Genomic DNA, 18,786 nt, shown 5'->3' with positions numbered 1-18,786 from the left:
CCCTAGAGGACTTAAATTAATAACCTACGACAGAGTAGAAGATATAGTAATAGGCCCCCTCATAACAAGGGATAACCTATTACTATCATATGTAAGCTTAGACTAAGCTGAACAGAAACAGCTAGATAGAGAAGGATGAACCACAACCACAAGTTGTCGTTGCATTCGGGTTGTTAATCACAAACTGAGAACCTTGAAGACCTTCTTTAAAGTCCACTTCAGAACCAACTAAATATTGGAAGCTCATCGGATCTACCACCATGAACACACCATCACGTTCGATCACAGTGTCATCATCTGCAGCATTTTCATCAAAAGTGAAGCCGTAAGAGAAACCGGCACAGCCGCCACCTGTAATAAATACACGTAATTTCAGGCTATCATTCTCTTCCTCTTCCATAAGAGATTTTACTTTAGCAGCGGCAGAAGTAGTAAATACCATCTCCGGCTCTGCAATAGGATCAACTGTTTCTATCATAACGACCATACTCAATTAAGCTGAGCACAATTATCGCCTTAACCGACTAATTCAGTCAAGTATTAAGGCATCAAGCCAACAACATTCAGACCGGCAGTCTCTTCAAAACCAAACATAATGTTCATATTTTGAACCGCCTGACCCGCAGCACCTTTAACAAGGTTATCAATCACAGATAATACAACCACGGTGTCTTCACCTTGAGGGCGATGAACGCTGATACGGCAAAAGTTCGCACCTTTAACACTTCTTGTTTGTGGATGACTACCTGCAGGCATAACATCAACAAATGGCTCATTTGCGTAACGTTCTTCAAAGATCGCTTGTAGATCATGATCAACAGGATCTTTTAACACGCCGTAGCAGGTAGAATGAATGCCACGAATCATCGGCGTTAGGTGCGGAACAAACGTCAGATGCACTGGACGCTCTGCTGCTAACGCAAGACCTTGCTTAATCTCAGGCAGGTGACGATGACCCGGCACGCCGTAAGCCATCATGCTTTCACTCGCTTCGCACAACAACATACCAACCTTCGCACCACGACCAGCACCACTTACACCCGATTTACAGTCAGCAATTAGACGACGGTGATCGATCAGTTTGTTTTCCAATAGAGGCAGATAAGCAAGCTGCGTCGCCGTTGGATAACAACCTGGGCAAGCAATCAACTGCGCATCTTTGATCTGTTCACGATTAACCTCTGGCAAACCATACACAGCCAACTCTGCCATCTCTGGTTGTGTATGCTCCATGCCATACCACTTAGACCAAAGCTCGAGATCCTTGATTCTGAAGTCGGCACCTAGATCAATGACTTTAACACCCTTACCAACAAGCTCTGCTGCCATATTCATCGCAACTCCGTGAGGCGTCGCAAAGAAAACAACATCACAACCACTTAGAGTTTCCACGTCCGGTACGGTAAAGCGCAGATCGTGGTGTCCTCGAAGGTTGGGATACATGTCAGCCACACTGACGCCTTCCTCTGAGCGAGAAGTAATAACCTCTACTTTTGCCTGAGGATGATTTGCCAACAAACGAAGTAACTCTACACCGGTATAACCGGTACCACCTACAATACCTACCTTAATCACAGGAACCTCTCATAAGGGATGAAAAACTGGTAACGTATAATACAGAAACTAAGCCCCTTATGACTATTAATAAATAATCTAGCTTATGCTGCGAAATACTTTTTCTCTTGACCATTTCCGCCATCGCCTTGCTCACAGTGAAGCATTGCCCCAAATGGTTATCCTAGGGTTAATCTGCGGATTGCTGTGCGGTCTTGTTTTAGGCAGCTTTCGGTTATTGCTTGAACTCCCGCTTTCTAGCTTTTTACCTGGAGGTGACAGTGATAACTTTGAAGAACTTTCCTCTTGGTATCATTTCTTCCTCCCTATTGTCGGTAGTTTATTACTGATAGCGGTTTTATCACGCGTCACCCCACTCAATCGCAAAGTAGGTGTTGCTCACTTATTGGAACGAATGGCTTACCATCAAAGCAATCTGCCTTTGGTGAACGCCGTCGTTCAACTTATCGCGGCTTCAATTGCTCTGCTATGCGGCCACTCTGTCGGTAAAGAGGGCCCAGCAATTCACTTAGGTGCAGCTTGCGGTAGCCAACTTGGACAAAGATTAAAACTACCCAACAATACGTTAAGAATACTGGCAGGCTGCGGCGCTGCCGCAGGTATTGCCGCCACTTTTAACACCCCATTAGCAGGCGTCGTCTTTGCCATGGAGGTCATATTACTGGAATACACCGTCATTGGTTTTATGCCAGTCATGGTTGCTGCAGCAACAGGCACGCTAGTTGTACAGATAATGCTAGGAAATCAGTTAGTACTTACTGTCCCTCAACTACATATAGAATCTCTGCATGAAATTCCTTACGTGGCCTTTTTAGGCCTTATTATTGGGCTTTTAGCAGTTCTATTTATTGCGCTAATGCGTGCAACAATGAAGTGGTCCGATCATTCCGTCTTCACGTATAGATCCAAGTTGATGTTGGCAGGTATTCTCACTGGCTCAATGGCTCTGTTTTATCCACAAATAATGGGATTGGGCTACGACACAGTGACCTCTGTTTTACATGGCGAAGTGGGAATTGGTTTACTAATAGGCATAGTGCTCGCCAAGTGCGTTCTGACACCGATTGTTCTTGGCCTTGGTGTTCCAGCAGGACTTATCGGACCTACCTTTTTCATAGGCGCTATGGCGGGGGGAATTCTCGGTATCTTTGGTGCTAGTGCCGTTGACCAAGATGTAGCAAATTCTGGATTCTATGCCCTATTGGGTATGGGCAGTATGATGGGCGCTGTTGCCAACGCGCCTATGGCCGCACTTGTGGCGATATTGGAGCTTTCATCCAATCCGAATATTATTTTTCCCGCAATGATTTCCATTGTGGTTTCAAATTTGATCGCCCGCTACGTTTTCAAAATGCCGTCGATCTTTGTTATCAGTATGCAGTTACAAGGGCTGGATTATCGATATAAACCTATTGCCCAGATACTTAATGGCTCAGCTGTACAAAGCATCATGACAACGAATTTTGTAAAAAGTACTGCAATCGTCTCCGAAAAAGGCGCTCAACATGCCTTAGAGACTAGCCCCGATTGGGTTCTGGTAGAAAAAGATAATGACTTCAGTTTCCTCTCCCCTGGAGATCTACATCTTCACCTTAGAAATAACTTTGAACCACATAAGGATATTGATCTATTAGAAATACCGGCACTTCGTCTCGATGCTAGTAGTATCGATAGCAAAGCAACACTACAAGAAGCTCTGGATAGAATGAATAATAAAAGCACCGAAGCTTTATACGTTCTAGATAATCAGAAAAAAATTACGGGCCTACTAACCCGAAGCCAAATTGAAGATTTCTACCGCAAAGACTGATCTATGACATACAGTTTAAAAGGCCTATACGGCATTACTGATTCCGACCTAATGCCCGATACTGAAACCATGCTGCGCAAAGTTGAACAAAGCATACAGGGCGGCGCGAAGATCATTCAGTATCGAGATAAATCATCCGACCTTAAAAAACGCGTTGAGCAAGCATCGGCTTTAAACCTCATTTGCAAAAAGAACAAAATCCCACTCATCATCAATGATGATGCAGGCTTGGCTGCAGGTATTGGTGCCGCAGGCGTACACTTGGGACAAAGCGATGGTGCAATAGAGGAAGCTCGTGAAATGCTGGGGGAAGACGCTATCATTGGCGTGACCTGCCACGATTCGTTGGAGCTAGCCTTAAAAGCCCAACAAGCCGGTGCTTCATATTTAGCATTCGGCGCATTCTTCCCATCGAAAACTAAACCTAACGCCAAGCCCGCTCCTCTTTCCCTGGTTAAAGATGTAAAAGACAAAGTTAACTTGCCAATAGTGGCGATTGGAGGCATTAGCGTGGATAATGCCGACCAGATTGTAACAGCAGGTGCCGATATGGTTGCCGTCATACATGCGCTATACGCGAACAAAAAAGTGACTGCAGCAGCAAAACAGTTCCACCAGCTCTTCACTAATTGATTTCAGAGAGAATAAAGATGTCCCGTTCAGAAGAACTTTTCCAAGCAGCTCAAGTTCACATTCCCGGTGGAGTTAACTCTCCTGTGCGTGCATTTAAAGGTGTAGGCGGCACCCCAATCTTCTTCAAACAAGGCGAAGGCGCATACTTGTTTGATGAAGACGGTAACAAATACATCGACTACGTTGGCTCTTGGGGTCCAATGATCTTAGGTCATTGCAACAGTGAAGTAATCGATGCCGTGCGCGCTTCTTTAGATAACGGTCTAGGCTTTGGCGCGCCAACAGAAATTGAAATCGAGATGGCAAACAAGGTTTGCGAGATCATGCCATCTCTAGACATGGTTCGTATGGTTAGCTCTGGTACAGAAGCGACTATGAGTGCTATCCGTCTGGCACGTGGTTACACTAAGCGCGATAAAATCGTTAAGTTTGAAGGCTGCTACCACGGTCATTCCGACTCTCTATTGGTTAAAGCAGGCTCTGGCATGCTGACTTTAGGCGAGCCTAGCTCTCCTGGCGTTCCCGCCTCTCTTGCTGAACACACCATCACTCTGACTCACAACGATATCGACAGCGTTCGTAAAGCATTCGCCGAGATCGGTGATCAGATCGCGTGCATCATCGTTGAACCTGTAGCCGGCAACATGAACTGCATCCCTCCTATTCCTGGCTTCCTAGAAGGCCTTCGTGAAGTATGTGATGAATACGGCACGGTTCTGATCTTTGACGAAGTTATGACTGGTTTCCGTGTCGCTCTAGGTGGTGCACAATCTGTTTACAACGTAACACCTGATCTAACGACGCTTGGTAAAGTTATTGGCGGCGGCCTACCAGTAGGCGCGTTTGGTGGTAAGAAAGAGATCATGGAGCACATAGCTCCCCTAGGCGCTGTTTACCAAGCGGGTACGCTTTCCGGTAACCCACTCGCAATGGCTGCGGGCCTAGCGATGCTGAATGCTGTTTCTAAACCTGGTTTCTACGAACAACTAAGCGCAAAAGTAGAGCTACTAACCGAAGGTTTAGAAGCTGTAGCGATGGCAAATGGTATTCCATTTACCACTAGCCGTGTCGGTGGCATGTTCGGTCTATTCTTCACTGAGCAAGAGCAAGTGACTAGCTTCGCTGAAACTATGGCGTGCGACGCTGATCGCTTCTCTAAATTCTTCCATGGCATGCTTGAGCAAGGTGTATATCTAGCACCTTCAGCATTTGAAGCAGGCTTTGTATCTGCTGCACATACACAGGAAGATATTGAGAAAACACTCGCAGCGGCTGACCACGTTTTTGCGAATCTAAAATGACCGTAGCAATCATAGCTGGCAATGCTCTTCTGATTGCCAGCGCTCTATTTTTAGCAGGGCGCAGTTATAGAGTAGGCGAGAAATATGACCATACAGCCAGCGTGGTCATTAGCCTTTCTGCTGCATTTATCGCTTGCTCAGGTGCTGGGTCATTACTGCTACAAGGAACAGATCAGGACTCGGTCACGTTCAGGCGTCTGCTTGATAACCTAGCGTACTTTGCAGCGATCCCTTTAATAGCAAGCGCCATGTTTGATTATGCATGGAAGAAGGATTGGTCACGTGCAGCATGGGGGCGTTGGTTATTAGTATTATTCGCCCTATTTGAACTCTGTCGCCGAAGCGAGGTTGGGGTCACCTACAGCCAAGCATGTGCAGGACTATCTGCACTTGCTTTGCTAATCAGCTGTTTAAGAATGCAACCGCTAATCACTAAAGCAGCAGGTACTGCATCCGCAATTGCGATTGCAGTTTCGACCCTTGTTTATAGTCAAGCAAGTCTAATGCCTCATTTGGCTGATCCAGCTTTGTATCATTCAGTGTTTGCTGTTGCTCTGATACTTTTGAGCATAGCCCTTGGAAAAGAAAAGCTTCCTTAAACGATCTCGACCTGCCTATTTCACGCATAAAAAAGCAGCCATTTAGGCTGCTTTTTAGTGCTTATCCGATTAGTAATTCAGCGCTTTAGTTCGGGCTGCATTTGCACCTGAACGATCACCTGAACTTTGACGAATATCCGCAATCAACAACCACAATCTTCGCAGCATAACGACATCACCAATAGCCATATTTGTACCTTTTAGAGCCATTTGCTCGGCTTGAGCCCACTGACCTTCTAGGCGACGTACATCAGCCCATTGATAATAGATTTCCGGATCCCTAGGAGCGATCCGTTGTGCACGTTCAAGATTGCTTTCTGCTGCCTGCATCGCCCCTCTGTTTTTCTGCTGATTGGCACTGTTTAACAGAGCAATGACAGCAGGGTTTTGAGCGCGAGCAGTCACAGGCGTTGGAACTGGTACGGCGACAGGGTTCTCAGTTCGCGATTCTCGAACAACCGTAGGTTTGATTTGAACACCCGTAGCAGATTCGGCTGACTGAATAACGCCATCTTGCCCTGATCGATCCTCTACAGGGGGACGGTATACTCCTGTTCCACTCACGCACCCAGTCAAAGCCAATGCTGTTAAAAGTGCTCCAGCTGTTTTATATCGCTTAATTATCTGAACCATCGTTCAAACCAATCCATAGATTCTTGTTGCTGATTTCCGGCACATTCAGCGTAATCTTGCGGAGCTGTACCTTTTATGAACGGCAATTGTCGCACACCCTGACATTGTTCGGCAGAGATCAAACCTGTTTTTTCTTCAATCCAGTGATACTCAATCTCTTCAGGCTGAACCGCCATAAGTGACTGAGGTCGTTCTTTTACCATTAACTCGGTCCAAACGCGTAATGCACCTCCCGAACCGGTAAAAGGTAGCTTGCCATTGTCGTCCAGCCCTAACCAGACCACCGCCATGCGATCTCCTGCAAAACCAGCAAACCAACTATCGCGCTGACCATTACTAGTGCCGGTCTTACCAGCCACATTAATTGAACCTGGCAGACGGGTATAGATATAGCGCCCTGTACCTTCTCGGGTAACCGCTTGTAACGCGTATTGAATCAGATGCATATTCTCCGCAGTCACCACCTGTTTCACTTCAAATGGATAGCGAGAAAGCTCCTGCCCTTCTGAGTCCGTAACCAAACGAATAGCACGCATCGGCGTTCTAAAACCATTTGCAGCAATCGTCTGATAAACCGTCGCAATCTCAAATGGGCTCATCGACTCAGCACCAAGTAAAAGCGAGGGGTAAGGTTTGGGATCACGAGAGATACCTAAACGTTCTAAGGTATCGATCACTTTCGGCAAACCTATATCCATACCTAATTGGGCAGTACTCTGGTTATAGGATTTCGCTAAAGATAGATAAAGCGGCACTTTACCGTGGCTTTGACGATCAAAGTTCTGCGGCACCCAACTCTTACCACCAGGAAGCGGCACACTAATCGGCTGATCATCCAAAAGGGAAGCCAAGGTATAACCCTCTTCTAACCCCGCCAAAAAGACTGCTGGTTTCACCAAAGAACCGATTGGACGGCGCGCATCTAAAGCGCGGTTAAAGCCTTGATAGCGGGCGTTTTTACCACCCACCAGCGCCAATACTTCACCGGTTTGCGGATCAGTGACTACAATTCCGCCCTGCAATGCAGTGACCGGTTTGCCGAAGCGTTTCTTTAAATTGCCTATGGTTTTGGTCAGAGCCGCTGCAGTATTCGCTTGAACCATTGGATCTAAGCTAGTGAATACTCGCAAACCTTCTGAGCTAAGCACATCTTCAGGGTACTCTTCACGCAACTGACGTTTTACAAGATCAAGATATGCAGGGTAAGCACCTTTATGAAGGCTACGCTGCTTTACCACACCTAAACCACGTTTTTCAGCATCTAGACGATCTTTCATACTGATCACGCCCTGTTCTTGCAGCACTTTCAACACAAGATCACGACGCGCTTTAGCACGTTCAGGGTGGCGCCTTGGATCGAAGTAAGATGGCCCTTTCACCATACCAGCTAATAGCGCGACCTGATGAAGTTTCAATTCATTAATAGGCTGGGCAAAGTAATACTGACTCGCGAGGCCAAAACCATGCACTGCACGGGAACCCGATTGCCCCAAATAAACTTCGTTCAGATAAGCCTCTAAAATCTCATCTTTGCTGTAGCGAAGATCCAATAGCACCGCCATCGGGATCTCCATAAGCTTACGCGCCAAGGTTCGATCAGAGGTTAGATAGAAGTTTTTGATCAACTGCTGTGTCAGGGTACTGCCCCCCTGAATAAAGCGACGCGCCTTCAGGTTAACCCACATGGCACGTGCGATGCCTTTCGGAGACACACCAAAATGATTGTAGTAGTCGCGATCCTCGATCTGAATCAATGAGTCCAAAAGTAGTTGTGGCGCTTGCTCTAAACGAATCAGATCACGATCTTCATTGTCTCGAGGGTAAATACCACCGATCAGGATCGGCTCAAGGCGACTTAACGGAACGATGGAACCGCGACTATCTTTAATCGACACTAACTGATTGCCACTGAAGCTCAGCAATAAACGCTGTGCGCTCTCATCACCATCAGGGAAACTGAATCCACGGGTATACACGCGAGCACGACTGGAAGCCCACTCCACCATCCCCGGTTTATCCGCACGATTTACAAATCGGTAGCCCAAGCCTTTCAATTCATCCTTTAACGCTTGGCGATCTAATACCTGCCCCGGATACAACTCGAGAGGACGCGCATACACTTTGGCAGGTAATGCCCAGCGCTTACCCTCAAACTTACTTTTGACTTGGACATCCAGATAGATCAAACCGATTCCGCCAATCACCATGCCCAAAAGGGACAGTTTGAACAGAAAGATAAGAAACTTTTTCAGGAAACTGCGTGGTTTTTTAGTGCTTTTGCCACGACTTGACGATTTTGGTGCTCTCTTTTTTGCCATTGGCTCAGTATAATGCCTTCCCTTAGCAGGTATATCAGTACGTTTATGACCCTAATCGACTCTCTAAAACAAGCTTCGTTCTATCCGCATCCAGTCGACCAGATTGAGGTGATAGAAACCCACATTTCCTGGCTGATCTTAACAGGCGAATATGCCTATAAGATTAAAAAGCCAGTGGATTTCGGTTTCCTGGATTTTACCACGCTAGAGAAGCGTCAGCACTTCTGTGAGGAAGAGCTACGTCTAAATCAACGATTAGCGCCTGATATCTACCAGCAAGTCATCAGTATTGGCGGTAGTGCTGAGAATCCGATTTTCAATCCAGAAGGCGATGAAGAGATCATTGAATATGCTGTTCAAATGCAGCAATTTGATCATTCTCAACGCCTCGATCTCCTTTTAGTTAATCATCGTTTTGAAGCTAGCTGGATCGATACATTAGCCGAACAAATCGCGGATTTTCACCAGCGTATTCCGATTGTGGCGCAAGACAGCCCTTGGGGTGAAGCGGAAACGATTTGGGAAGTTGTCTCCGATAACTTCAGTCATATCACCGACGCTATCGACGAACTAGATGACTGGCACAAAGTACAAAAGCTATCCCATTATACTGCGCAACAGTTCCGCAAACTGACCCCACTGATTGAACAACGTAAGCAATCTGGTCATATTCGCGAATGCCATGGCGATCTTCACTTAGCCAACATCACTCTTTTCCATGATGAGCTAAGACTGTTTGACTGTATCGAATTTAACTTACAGTTCCGCTGGATAGATAGTATTTGTGATCTTGCTTTTCTCCTTATGGATCTGGAAGCCAACGGTGAGTTCCGCTGGGCCAATCGCTGCTTAAACCGCTATTTAGAAATCAGTGGTGATTACAATGCCCTACCACTACTTAATTTCTATAAAGCTTACCGCTCCATGGTTCGTGCAAAGGTTGCAGTACTAGGCGAGCATCACGATCTACAAACCCTGCGCCGCTATCTGCGTCTAACCGATTACTATGCTCGCGCACCAAAACCAGCACTGTTTTTAATGCATGGTATTTCGGGTAGCGGCAAGAGCCACTTAAGCCAACAGCTCGTTGATCAAACCGATACTATTCGTATCCGTTCTGATGTTGAGCGTAAGCGCCTTTTCCGCGAGTTGAGCTTAAAAGGGGAAAAGATAGATCTGTATGGGCCACAAATGAACGCCCATACCTTCAATCATCTTTTTGATACCAGCGCAGAGCTACTGCGCAACGGCTACTCAGTGATTGTAGATGCAACTTGTTTGCGCCAAAGAACACGTCAGAACTATATCGAACTGGCTGAGAAACTCGGTATACCTATTCGTATTATCAGCTGCGAATGCGAGCAAAAACTGATTGAAGCCCGTTTGAAGCGCCGCTCCAATGAAGGCTCTGATGCATCCGATGCTGACATTGAGGTCATGCTTGAACAACAACAGCTTGCACAGCCTCTAACAGAAGAAGAGCAAGCACTTACACTTTCGATCGATACAGACGATGATGAAGCGATCGTACGTTTATTAGAGCAACTACGAATCCAAGAGGTAATTTTCTAATGACAGCCTTATGCCACATTGATGAGATTACTGAAGGTCAGGCCAAAGGATTTGAGTGCGAAGGCAAAAAACTTTTCGCGGTAAAATACCGTGGTGAGTTATACGTCTATGAAAATAGCTGCCCACATCGCAGCATCCCCCTAGAATGGCAGCCTGATCAGTTTCTAGATTACGACAAGACCTTCATCCAGTGTGCTACCCATGGCGCGCTTTTCAAAATTGACAGTGGCGAATGCATCTCAGGCCCCTGCGTAGAAGATAGCCTGACCGCCATCCCATTCACCTTAGATGACGGCCAAGTGATCCTCGGCTAAGTAATTACCGGAATCTCGCGCTGAATACTGATCTGTTCAGGCGAGATATGTGCAGCATAAGCAATTACTTCTACCCCAGCCTCTATTGCCTCACGCAGTAAGCGGCCATATTCTGGATCGATCTGATCGGCAGGGCGTACCTGTTGAATCCCTGTGTGAGGCACACAAAACAGCATCACAGCGCGGTCACCTTGCTCCACCATCGACATTAATTCCTGCAAGTGTTTAGCGCCACGCTTAGTCACTGCATCTGGAAAGCTTCCCCAGTTATCAGATTCAAGCAAAGTCACATTCTTAACTTCAACCCATACCCGACCTTTCTCTTCATCTTCCAACAAGAGATCAATACGGCTGTTTTCACCATACTTAACCTCTTGACGAATATCAGAGTACCCTTGCAGCTGAGCAATCACCCCTTGCTCAATCCCTTCGCGGATCAGCTTGTTCGCCAGACCGGTATTGATACAGGCGAGATACTGCCCTTCGACTTCGACCAGTTCCCAACCCAATGGGTATTTACGTTTAGGATTGCCACTGTCGTGCACCCAAACACGGCTATCTGGATCAGCACAGTTTTTCATGGAGCCTGTATTCGGACAGTGAACCGTAACTTCGCGACCATCCGACAAAACAACATCAGCAAGGAAACGCTTATATCGCTTGATCAAACGCCCTTCGATTAGATTTTCGAACTGCATTATTTTTGAATCCTTTTAGATAAACGTTCCAGCATCAACTGAATACGATCCAACCCTGTGGTGTAGGAGAATCGAATAAATTCCTGACTACGGTGCTGACCAAAATCCAGCCCCGGCGTAGTCGCTATATGATCCTCTTCCAACAACGACCAACAATAATCGAAGGTGTTATCGGTAAGGTGCTGAGCACCTGCATACACATAGAATGCCCCCTCAGGGGTAACTGGCAGATCAAAGCCTAAATCTCTTAATCCAGCCACTAGAAGATCACGACGTTTTTGGAACTCAAAACGTCTACGCTCCAGTTCAGAAATCGTTTCAGGCTTAAATGCAGCCAGCGCTGCATATTGAGAAACCGTGTTTGGCGAAATCATCAAATTCTGCGCTAATTTTTCTAATTCGGGCGCAGCCTCTTCAGGCGCCACCAGCCAGCCTAAACGCCACCCAGTCATACCAAAATATTTAGAAAAACTATTGATTACAAAAGCATTTTGATCGATTTCCAATACACTTGGCGCATCTATTCCATAGGTAAGCCCATGATAGAGTTCATCAACAACCAGATGACCACCTAGTTTTTTCACTGTCGCAGCAATAGCAGTTAACTCATCTCGATGGACGACCATACCGGTTGGATTAGCAGGAGAAGCTAACAGCACTCCCGAAGTATTAGCTTGCCAATGCTGTTCGATCAACTCAGCGTTTAACTGGAAATTATCTTCTGCATTGGTCGGCACTAACTGAGATTTAGCTTCTAAAAAGCGTAAGAATTGGCGATTACATGGGTAACCCGGGTCAGCCATCATAAACGACTGCCCAGCATCGGCGAGCAAAGAGAACACCATCAACAAAGCACTAGAGGCACCGGTGGTGACCACAATACGTTCAGGGGCGACTTCTAGTCCATATTTCGTGGCGTACCACTGACTGATCGCCTCACGTAATTCAGGAATACCCGCGGCAGGCGTATACTGAGTCAGGCCACTATCAATCGCCGCTTTGGCTGCTTCTGCAATCAAGGGTGCTGTTGCAAAATCAGGCTCACCTACCTCCATATGGATAACGTCACATCCAGCATCATCAAGTTGCTTAGCCCGTTTCAGCAGGTCCATTACTTTAAAAGACTCAATTTCTGCAACACGTTGGGAAGGACGGAATACCATGCGAATACCTGATCAAACACTAAAAATGGCAGTATACCTCAGACCATTTACGAATATCCCGCCTAGAGCGCCTATTTACAAGCGCTTCAAGGTGAACTAAACCTAATGAGATGTCTTTTAGTATCAATAGAATACATTTAGGGCTAGCGAAACGGCGAGGCATCTGGTAATTTGCCTGCCTTCGATGCTAAATCAATGCATTTATTGCATAACTAAACACAGGCAAGTGAAGTCACCCTCAAGGTGGCTTACGAAAGAGAGTGAGGCAGCGCTTATGCCAAACAAGAGCGAATCTTTCACACATATTGATCCTTACCCGCTAGTTGAGGGTGAGGAATACATGAATGAGAAGCAGAAGGATCACTTCCGTACAATCCTAGGTGCTTGGAAACAAGAACTAATGGAAGAAGTGGATAGCACTATCCACCACCTGCGCGAAGAGCCTTCAAATTTTGCAGATCCAAGCGATCGAGCTAGCCAGGAAGAAGAATTCAGCCTTGAGCTACGTACTCGTGACCGCGAACGTAAATTGATCAAAAAGATCAATGAATCGCTTGAGCTGATCGACGAAGATGAATACGGCTATTGCGATGCCTGCGGTATCGAAATTGGCGTTCGTCGTCTCGAAGCTCGACCTACAGCGTCTTTGTGTATCGATTGCAAAACGCTGGCGGAGATCAAAGAAAAGCAAGTCGGCGGCTAAATCTAAACTAAGCCAGTTTATATAACTGGCTTAGCTTTAAGCATTTATCGTGACCTATATCGGCCGATTTGCCCCATCCCCTACTGGGCCATTACATTTTGGTTCACTCCTTGCTGCACTCGCCAGTTTTTTGGACGCACGTGCCCATGAGGGTGAATGGCTTTTACGCATCGAAGATTTAGATCCTCCTCGCGAACAGCCCGATGTCAAAGAACAATTTCCACTGTTGCTGGAAAGTTACGGTCTTTATTGGGATGGTGAACTCAGCCTTCAAAGCGAACGCCTTGAACTCTATGCGCCTGTACTGCAGGAACTGCTAGAGGCTCATCACGCTTACCCCTGCTCCTGTTCACGCAAAGAGATCCTAAACCGTTGCGATAATTTAGTGTATGACCAACATTGTTTAATACACCCGCCAGAGCAAGACGCCAACGTTGCCATTAGGATCAACAGCAACGGCACGCTCATTAGTTTTCGCGATATTATCCAAGGCCCCCATGCCTATAATTTAAGTAGTACGGGCGACTTTGTTGTATTCCGCCGTGATGGTTTTTACTCTTATCAACTCGCCGTGACTATCGACGATTATCTGCAAGGCATTACCCATATTGTGCGCGGCTCAGACCTACTAGATGAAACGGCTAAACAGATTCATCTACAACAGCTGTTAGGCTATCCAACACCTGCTTATGCACATATTCCTGTCGCGGCCAACGCCGAAGGTCAAAAGCTGAGTAAGCAAACCTTTGCACCGGCACTAGAAACCACCGATCCAATTCCAGTTTTATTTAAAGCTTTGCAATTCTTAGATCAAGAACCACCACGAGAACTGCTATACGCAAGTAGAGATGAACTACTGGAGTGGGCGATTGCAAACTGGGATATACGCAAAATAAAACCAACACTCAGTAAGCCGCTACTAAACGAGTCGTAAGATGTATTTCCACCGAGTCCTACTTTTATTGATACCCGGTTTATACATGGTATTACCCCTCATTATTGATAGCTGGCAGAGCCTGACAACACCCTGGTATCTTCCTTACGTTGCTTGGTTTCTTATTATCTTATTAGCATTTCTGATCGAACGGAGGCCGAGGGATGTTTAGCCTTCCATTACTCATCCTGATCGGAGTGGCTTATCTGCTATTTCTCTTTGGTACGGCCTACCTTACCGAGAGAGGACTATTACCCAAGCAGTTGGTGCACCATCCATTTACCCATGTACTTTCTATCGGGGTATATGCCAGCGTATGGACGTTCTATGGCGCCTTTGGACTGGCGCAAGAATCGGGATATAGCTTTTTAGCTTCCTATTTAGGTGCTGTCGTCACCTTTATCTTAGGCCCGGTACTGCTGATCCCTATCCTCAGGATTTCGAGGACATATCAACTTAGCTCGCTACCCGACCTACTCGCCTTTCGTTTTCGCAGCGGGGCGGTTGGTACTATTACAGCCCTACTCACCGTCATCGCCACTCTCCCGATGCTTTCAATTCAGATACAAGCGGTGACCGATGCCCTGTATCTGCTAAATGACCAATTTAGCGTTGACCAGATAGGCTTAGGCTTTTGCTTTGTTATCGCACTCTTTTCGATTTTATTCGGTGCACGTCACGCCTCTTTACGAACGACTCATCAAGGCCTGATGGTGGCCATGGCAGTTGAATCACTGATTAAATTGATCGCACTTCTGGTGATCGCTGGCTTTGCCATCTTTGGCGTCTTAGGTGGAGTAGAAGGCGTTAATGACTTTATCACCAGCCATCCTGAATCGATCAAGCGCTTAGAAGCGCCGGTAGACAGCGATGCTTGGCGAACCTTACTACTGGCATTTTTCACCGCAGCAATTGTGATGCCGCATATGTTCCATATGCTGTTTACCGAAAACTCCTCTGACGAAACACTCTATAAAGCCACATGGGCGATGCCGCTGTTTCTGTTTTTGCTTGCAGCTGCAGTTCCACCCATACTTTGGGCTGGCGAAGCACTTGGCGTAGGCGGTGAAGCGCAATTCATCCTTTTGAACATGGGTGTTTTCTTAGACTCTACTTGGCTAACGGTATTGGCATTTATCGGCGGTTTGTCAGCAGCCAGCGGTATTATGATTGTGGCAACTGTAGCTATGGCTTCGATGATTCAGAACCACGTTATTCTGCCGTTAGTCCCAAAACCGAAAACCCCTCGCTTCTATGCCTGGCTATTATGGCTTAGACGTAGTTTGATCATGGCGATGCTACTTGCCAGCTATCTTTTCTATCGCCAGATAGGTACGGACTTTGCCCTGCATCAGATGGGCGTGGTTGCTGTAGTGGCCTTCCTACAGTTCTTACCGGGATTACTATCCACCCTGTTCTGGTCCAGAGCTAACCGCTGGGGTCTACTCATAGGCTTATCCGCTGGCATGGGGATCTGGCTGCTAACCATGTTAGTCCCGCTTCTAGATAGCTCGGCCAGCGAATTGGTACCTTTCGATTTAGATACAGATAATTGGGACCATATTGCGATTCTGTCGCTGATGCTAAACACTGCTCTTCTGACCGTAGTCTCTCTAATCTTCCCTCAATCAGAAGATGAGCGTAGGGCCGCACAATCCTGCTTGATGAACGCGTTGCAAAAGCCAAGTTCCAACCACCTACGCGTTTCCAGAATCGATGACTTTACCGATCTACTGTCTAGCCGATTGGGCCGAAAAACCGCAGAGCGCGAAGTTCAAAAAGCATTAGAAAGCCTCAATATACAATCACAGACCGTGCGTCCGATCGATCTGTTACGCCTTCGAACAACGCTTGAAACTAACCTTTCAGGCTTACTTGGGCCTATAGAAGCCGCTGCTTTACTTGAGCCTTTAGATCATCCTTCCGATCCAATTACCTTCAAAGCCAGTAATACGCACCTGATTGAAAACCAGCTGGAAAACTATCAAGAACGTTTGACCGGTCTTGCGGCCGAACTTGATGAGATGCGCCGTTACCACCGCCTAACGCTGCAAAAGCTCCCGGTCGGGGTCTGTACACTTGATACCTCTGGGCAGGTACTGTTCTGGAATATTGAGATGGAGCGTCTGACCCAAATTAAAGCGGAAGAGATTATTGGTACGCCTCTGCAAAGCCATACCGATACTTGGAGCACTATTTTAGAAGAATTTGCCCACGCGGATAGCGATCACAAGTTGAGCCAAAAACTGATCTTAAATGAACAAACTCATTGGTTCAGTTTGCACAAATCGATCCTTAAAGAGCGTCGCGATATCGGTATGGTGCTACTACTAGAAGACGAGACTGACACTAAAATCATGCAAGACAAGCTCGGCCATAACGAACGACTTGCATCTATCGGTCGCTTTGCTGCGGGTGTTGCCCACGAGATCGGCAACCCTGTAACGGGGATCGCTTGTCTAGCGCAGAATCTGAAGTTAGAAACAGATAACGACTATATTCTTGAAACCGGCGATCATATCGTCGATCAAACCAAACGCATCAGCCGTATAGTGCAATCCCTTGTCAGATTCGCCCATGCAGGTCGCCCCGAAGCGGAACGAGAGCAAGTGCCGGTATCTCTCGCACAATGTGCTGAAGAAGCTATTCACCTCATGTCTTTGGATAGCCATGGCAAACAACAACAGTACATCAATCAGATACCCGATGAGCTTCGCGTGAGTGGTGATCCACAACAACTTCATCAAATCTTTGTAAACCTGATTCAAAATGCCAGCGATGCGTCACCTGAAGGCGGGCGTATCTGGCTGCATGCCAATGAGAATATTGAAACCGTAGAGCTTCGGGTAACCGATGAAGGCAGCGGTATATCAGCAGAATCCCAAGAGCGTCTGTTTGAACCATTCTTTACCACAAAAGACCCTGGTCAGGGTACAGGTTTGGGCCTATCTTTGGTTTACAATATTATTGAAGAACATTGTGGTAATATTGAAATTATAAGCCCAGCCAACAACAAGCAGAACAAAGGCACTCAAGTGGTAATAACGCTCCCGCACTTAAAGTGGACAGAAGACCCAGACAGCGCAGGATAGTGGGATGAGAGGTAGAGAGCCGATGAGCCGCATTCTGATTGTAGAAGATGAAACAATAATCCGGTCTGCACTGCGCAGACTACTCGAGAAAAACCATTTCCAAGTCGACGACGCCGCTTCCGTAGATGAAGCCACCAGCCGTTTCAACCTTGGCGATTTCAACCTAATTATCAGCGACCTTCGTCTGCCGGGCGCACCTGGCACAGACATGATCTCGTTGGCAAAATCAGTTCCTGTACTGATCATGACCAGTTATGCGAGTTTACGCTCCGCTGTTGATGCGATGAAGCTCGGTGCTGTCGACTATATTGCCAAGCCTTTTGATCACGACGAGATGATCAGCTCGGTACAGCATATTCTTTCCTCTCGTTCAGAAGCTGACAGTCCCATTACCGAACATGATGCAGCTGCTGCCGAGAACCGCACTAATATCATTGGCTCCTGCCAACCGATGCAGGAACTCGATAAGCGCATTAAGAAAGTTGCTCGCACCCAAGCGACTGTTTTGATTCAGGGCGAATCTGGCACAGGTAAAGAACTTGCAGCTCGCGCGATTCACGAACAGAGCAATCGCGCCAATATACCGATGATTTCAGTGAACTGCGCCGCGATCCCAGAGAGCCTGATTGAGTCAGAACTCTTTGGTCACGAAAAAGGCGCTTTTACCGGCGCTAGCAGCAGCCGCAGCGGCTTACTTGAAGCTGCAGATGGCGGCACGCTATTTCTTGATGAGATCGGAGAGCTTCCGCTCGAAGCTCAAGCACGTTTGTTACGCTTCCTACAAGAAGGTGAGATCCGACGTGTAGGCTCAGTACAGTCAAAGAAAGTAGATGTTCGCCTGATCGCGGCAACCCATAGAAATCTAAAAGAGTTAGCGAAACAGAACGAGTTTCGTGAAGACCTCTACTACAGACTCTATGTGATGGAGCTTCGCATTCCACCATTAAGAGAACGCGGCGACGATATTATTGAGTTAGCTGAAAAAATGCTGGCTCGTGTTTGTCAGCGAATGGAAACAGCGCCTTTACGTTTCGCCAATGACGCGCTTGAAACTATGCGCAGATACAGCTGGCCGGGCAATGTTCGTGAATTAGAAAATGCTATCGAGCGAGCAACCATTCTTGCAGAAGGCCCATTCATTACCACAGACCTTTTAGGCTTAGATATCCCAGTAAGCTCGTTAGATGATATTGAAAGTCAGTTTGTTGCTATGAATCAGGCTACTCCTCAAGCAGTACAGACTGAAGACCAATCCAAACTATCTTTAGACGACTACTTCCAAAGATTCGTTCTAGAAAATCAGGACCAATTGAGCGAAACAGAACTGGCTAAGAAACTCGGCGTGAGCCGCAAGTGTTTATGGGAACGCAGACAAAAACTTGGCATTCCTCGCAAGTCGAAAAAATAGATTATACCAAGGTCTAAAAGGTAACATTTAAGT

General features: G+C 46.7%; 16 protein-coding genes. 10 read left to right on the top strand and 6 right to left on the bottom strand.

Annotated elements, in window-relative coordinates; genetic code table 11:
• Positions 1-121: 121 nt before the first annotated feature.
• Together erpA and argC are read right to left on the bottom strand one after the other, a co-directional pair.
• Positions 122-478, bottom strand: a complete 357-nt coding sequence (gene erpA, locus ACMXYW_RS02060) for an iron-sulfur cluster insertion protein ErpA (protein ID WP_415897441.1) — start codon at positions 476-478, stop codon at positions 122-124.
• A 62-nt stretch (positions 479-540) separates the two neighbouring features.
• A complete protein-coding gene (gene argC, locus ACMXYW_RS02055) occupies positions 541-1,575 on the bottom strand; it encodes an N-acetyl-gamma-glutamyl-phosphate reductase (protein WP_415905034.1) in 1,035 nt (344 codons plus the stop codon).
• Positions 1,576-1,660: 85 nt separating this feature from the next.
• On the opposite strand from argC, the gene ACMXYW_RS02050 reads away from it, so the two are divergent.
• From ACMXYW_RS02050 to ACMXYW_RS02035, 4 genes are read left to right on the top strand one after another with little or no spacing between them, the layout of a single operon-like run.
• Entirely contained in the window at positions 1,661-3,385 is a 1,725-nt protein-coding gene (locus ACMXYW_RS02050; RefSeq protein WP_415905033.1) for a chloride channel protein, read from the top strand.
• A 3-nt stretch (positions 3,386-3,388) separates the two neighbouring features.
• The gene (thiE, locus tag ACMXYW_RS02045; RefSeq protein WP_415883343.1) at positions 3,389-4,018 is read left to right on the top strand and encodes a thiamine phosphate synthase; all 630 of its coding nucleotides are present in this window, start codon (positions 3,389-3,391) and stop codon (positions 4,016-4,018) included.
• A 17-nt stretch (positions 4,019-4,035) separates the two neighbouring features.
• Positions 4,036-5,319 (top strand): glutamate-1-semialdehyde 2,1-aminomutase, encoded by a 1,284-nt coding sequence (gene hemL, locus ACMXYW_RS02040; RefSeq protein WP_415905032.1) that lies wholly within the window; start codon positions 4,036-4,038, stop codon positions 5,317-5,319.
• Positions 5,316-5,918 (top strand): hypothetical protein, encoded by a 603-nt coding sequence (locus ACMXYW_RS02035; protein WP_415905031.1) that lies wholly within the window; start codon positions 5,316-5,318, stop codon positions 5,916-5,918. The genes hemL and ACMXYW_RS02035 overlap by 4 nt, the downstream gene beginning before the upstream one ends.
• Before the next feature lie 69 nt (positions 5,919-5,987).
• Here ACMXYW_RS02035 and ACMXYW_RS02030 read toward each other — a convergent pair whose 3' ends face one another.
• Entirely contained in the window at positions 5,988-6,551 is a 564-nt protein-coding gene (locus ACMXYW_RS02030; RefSeq protein WP_415899982.1) for a tetratricopeptide repeat protein, read from the bottom strand.
• Complete coding sequence (mrcB, locus tag ACMXYW_RS02025; protein WP_415905030.1) at positions 6,539-8,869, bottom strand: penicillin-binding protein 1B; 2,331 nt, start codon at positions 8,867-8,869, stop codon at positions 6,539-6,541. Before mrcB ends, ACMXYW_RS02030 begins: the two co-directional genes overlap by 13 nt.
• A gap of 45 nt (positions 8,870-8,914) precedes the next feature.
• Here mrcB and ACMXYW_RS02020 point away from each other — a divergent pair, with 45 nt between their 5' ends.
• Positions 8,915-10,441, top strand: a complete 1,527-nt coding sequence (locus ACMXYW_RS02020; RefSeq protein ID WP_415905029.1) for an AAA family ATPase — start codon at positions 8,915-8,917, stop codon at positions 10,439-10,441.
• The gene (locus ACMXYW_RS02015; RefSeq protein WP_415899980.1) at positions 10,441-10,755 is read left to right on the top strand and encodes a Rieske (2Fe-2S) protein; all 315 of its coding nucleotides are present in this window, start codon (positions 10,441-10,443) and stop codon (positions 10,753-10,755) included. Before ACMXYW_RS02020 ends, ACMXYW_RS02015 begins: the two co-directional genes overlap by 1 nt.
• On the opposite strand, the gene sfsA is transcribed toward ACMXYW_RS02015, so the two are convergent.
• Positions 10,752-11,453, bottom strand: a complete 702-nt coding sequence (gene sfsA, locus ACMXYW_RS02010) for a DNA/RNA nuclease SfsA (RefSeq protein WP_415905028.1) — start codon at positions 11,451-11,453, stop codon at positions 10,752-10,754. The genes ACMXYW_RS02015 and sfsA overlap by 4 nt on opposite strands.
• Positions 11,453-12,616, bottom strand: coding sequence for a pyridoxal phosphate-dependent aminotransferase (locus tag ACMXYW_RS02005; RefSeq protein ID WP_415905027.1), 1,164 nt, complete (start codon positions 12,614-12,616; stop codon positions 11,453-11,455). The genes sfsA and ACMXYW_RS02005 overlap by 1 nt, the downstream gene beginning before the upstream one ends.
• 274 nt (positions 12,617-12,890) lie before the next feature.
• Here ACMXYW_RS02005 and dksA point away from each other — a divergent pair, with 274 nt between their 5' ends.
• The 4 genes from dksA to ACMXYW_RS01985 all read left to right on the top strand — a co-directional run bounded on the left by dksA (position 12,891) and on the right by ACMXYW_RS01985 (position 18,753).
• Positions 12,891-13,319, top strand: coding sequence for an RNA polymerase-binding protein DksA (gene dksA / locus ACMXYW_RS02000; RefSeq protein ID WP_415905026.1), 429 nt, complete (start codon positions 12,891-12,893; stop codon positions 13,317-13,319).
• Between the two features lie 49 nt (positions 13,320-13,368).
• Positions 13,369-14,253 (top strand): tRNA glutamyl-Q(34) synthetase GluQRS, encoded by an 885-nt coding sequence (gluQRS, locus tag ACMXYW_RS01995; RefSeq protein ID WP_415905025.1) that lies wholly within the window; start codon positions 13,369-13,371, stop codon positions 14,251-14,253.
• A gap of 164 nt (positions 14,254-14,417) precedes the next feature.
• The gene (locus tag ACMXYW_RS01990; RefSeq protein ID WP_415905024.1) at positions 14,418-17,345 is read left to right on the top strand and encodes a sensor histidine kinase; all 2,928 of its coding nucleotides are present in this window, start codon (positions 14,418-14,420) and stop codon (positions 17,343-17,345) included.
• A 22-nt stretch (positions 17,346-17,367) separates the two neighbouring features.
• Positions 17,368-18,753 carry a sigma-54-dependent transcriptional regulator gene (locus ACMXYW_RS01985; RefSeq protein ID WP_415905866.1) on the top strand — a complete coding sequence of 462 codons (1,386 nt, stop codon included), beginning with the start codon at positions 17,368-17,370 and terminating at the stop codon, positions 18,751-18,753.
• Positions 18,754-18,786 lie beyond the last annotated feature (33 nt).

Source organism: Neptuniibacter sp. QD48_55 (assembly GCF_047778115.1).
GTDB lineage: Bacteria > Pseudomonadota > Gammaproteobacteria > Pseudomonadales > Balneatricaceae > Neptuniibacter.
Note: the sequence above shows the minus strand (reverse complement) of the source record. Positions and strands in the feature narration are given on the sequence as shown.

Bases quoted from the DNA above. Each gene is read 5' to 3' on its own strand.
- erpA (WP_415897441.1), bottom strand. From the start codon at position 478: ATGATAGAAACAGTTGATCCTATTGCAGAGCCGGAGATGGTATTTACT.
- hemL (WP_415905032.1), top strand. From the start codon at position 4,036: ATGTCCCGTTCAGAAGAACTTTTCCAAGCAGCTCAAGTTCACATTCCC.
- ACMXYW_RS02035 (WP_415905031.1), top strand. From the start codon at position 5,316: ATGACCGTAGCAATCATAGCTGGCAATGCTCTTCTGATTGCCAGCGCT.
- ACMXYW_RS01985 (WP_415905866.1), top strand. From the start codon at position 17,368: ATGAGCCGCATTCTGATTGTAGAAGATGAAACAATAATCCGGTCTGCA.
- mrcB (WP_415905030.1), bottom strand. From the start codon at position 8,869: ATGGCAAAAAAGAGAGCACCAAAATCGTCAAGTCGTGGCAAAAGCACT.
- ACMXYW_RS02005 (WP_415905027.1), bottom strand. From the start codon at position 12,616: ATGGTATTCCGTCCTTCCCAACGTGTTGCAGAAATTGAGTCTTTTAAA.
- ACMXYW_RS02050 (WP_415905033.1), top strand. From the start codon at position 1,661: ATGCTGCGAAATACTTTTTCTCTTGACCATTTCCGCCATCGCCTTGCT.
- sfsA (WP_415905028.1), bottom strand. From the start codon at position 11,453: ATGCAGTTCGAAAATCTAATCGAAGGGCGTTTGATCAAGCGATATAAG.
- ACMXYW_RS02020 (WP_415905029.1), top strand. From the start codon at position 8,915: ATGACCCTAATCGACTCTCTAAAACAAGCTTCGTTCTATCCGCATCCA.
- ACMXYW_RS02030 (WP_415899982.1), bottom strand. From the start codon at position 6,551: ATGGTTCAGATAATTAAGCGATATAAAACAGCTGGAGCACTTTTAACA.
- ACMXYW_RS01990 (WP_415905024.1), top strand. From the start codon at position 14,418: ATGTTTAGCCTTCCATTACTCATCCTGATCGGAGTGGCTTATCTGCTA.
- thiE (WP_415883343.1), top strand. From the start codon at position 3,389: ATGACATACAGTTTAAAAGGCCTATACGGCATTACTGATTCCGACCTA.
- ACMXYW_RS02015 (WP_415899980.1), top strand. From the start codon at position 10,441: ATGACAGCCTTATGCCACATTGATGAGATTACTGAAGGTCAGGCCAAA.
- dksA (WP_415905026.1), top strand. From the start codon at position 12,891: ATGCCAAACAAGAGCGAATCTTTCACACATATTGATCCTTACCCGCTA.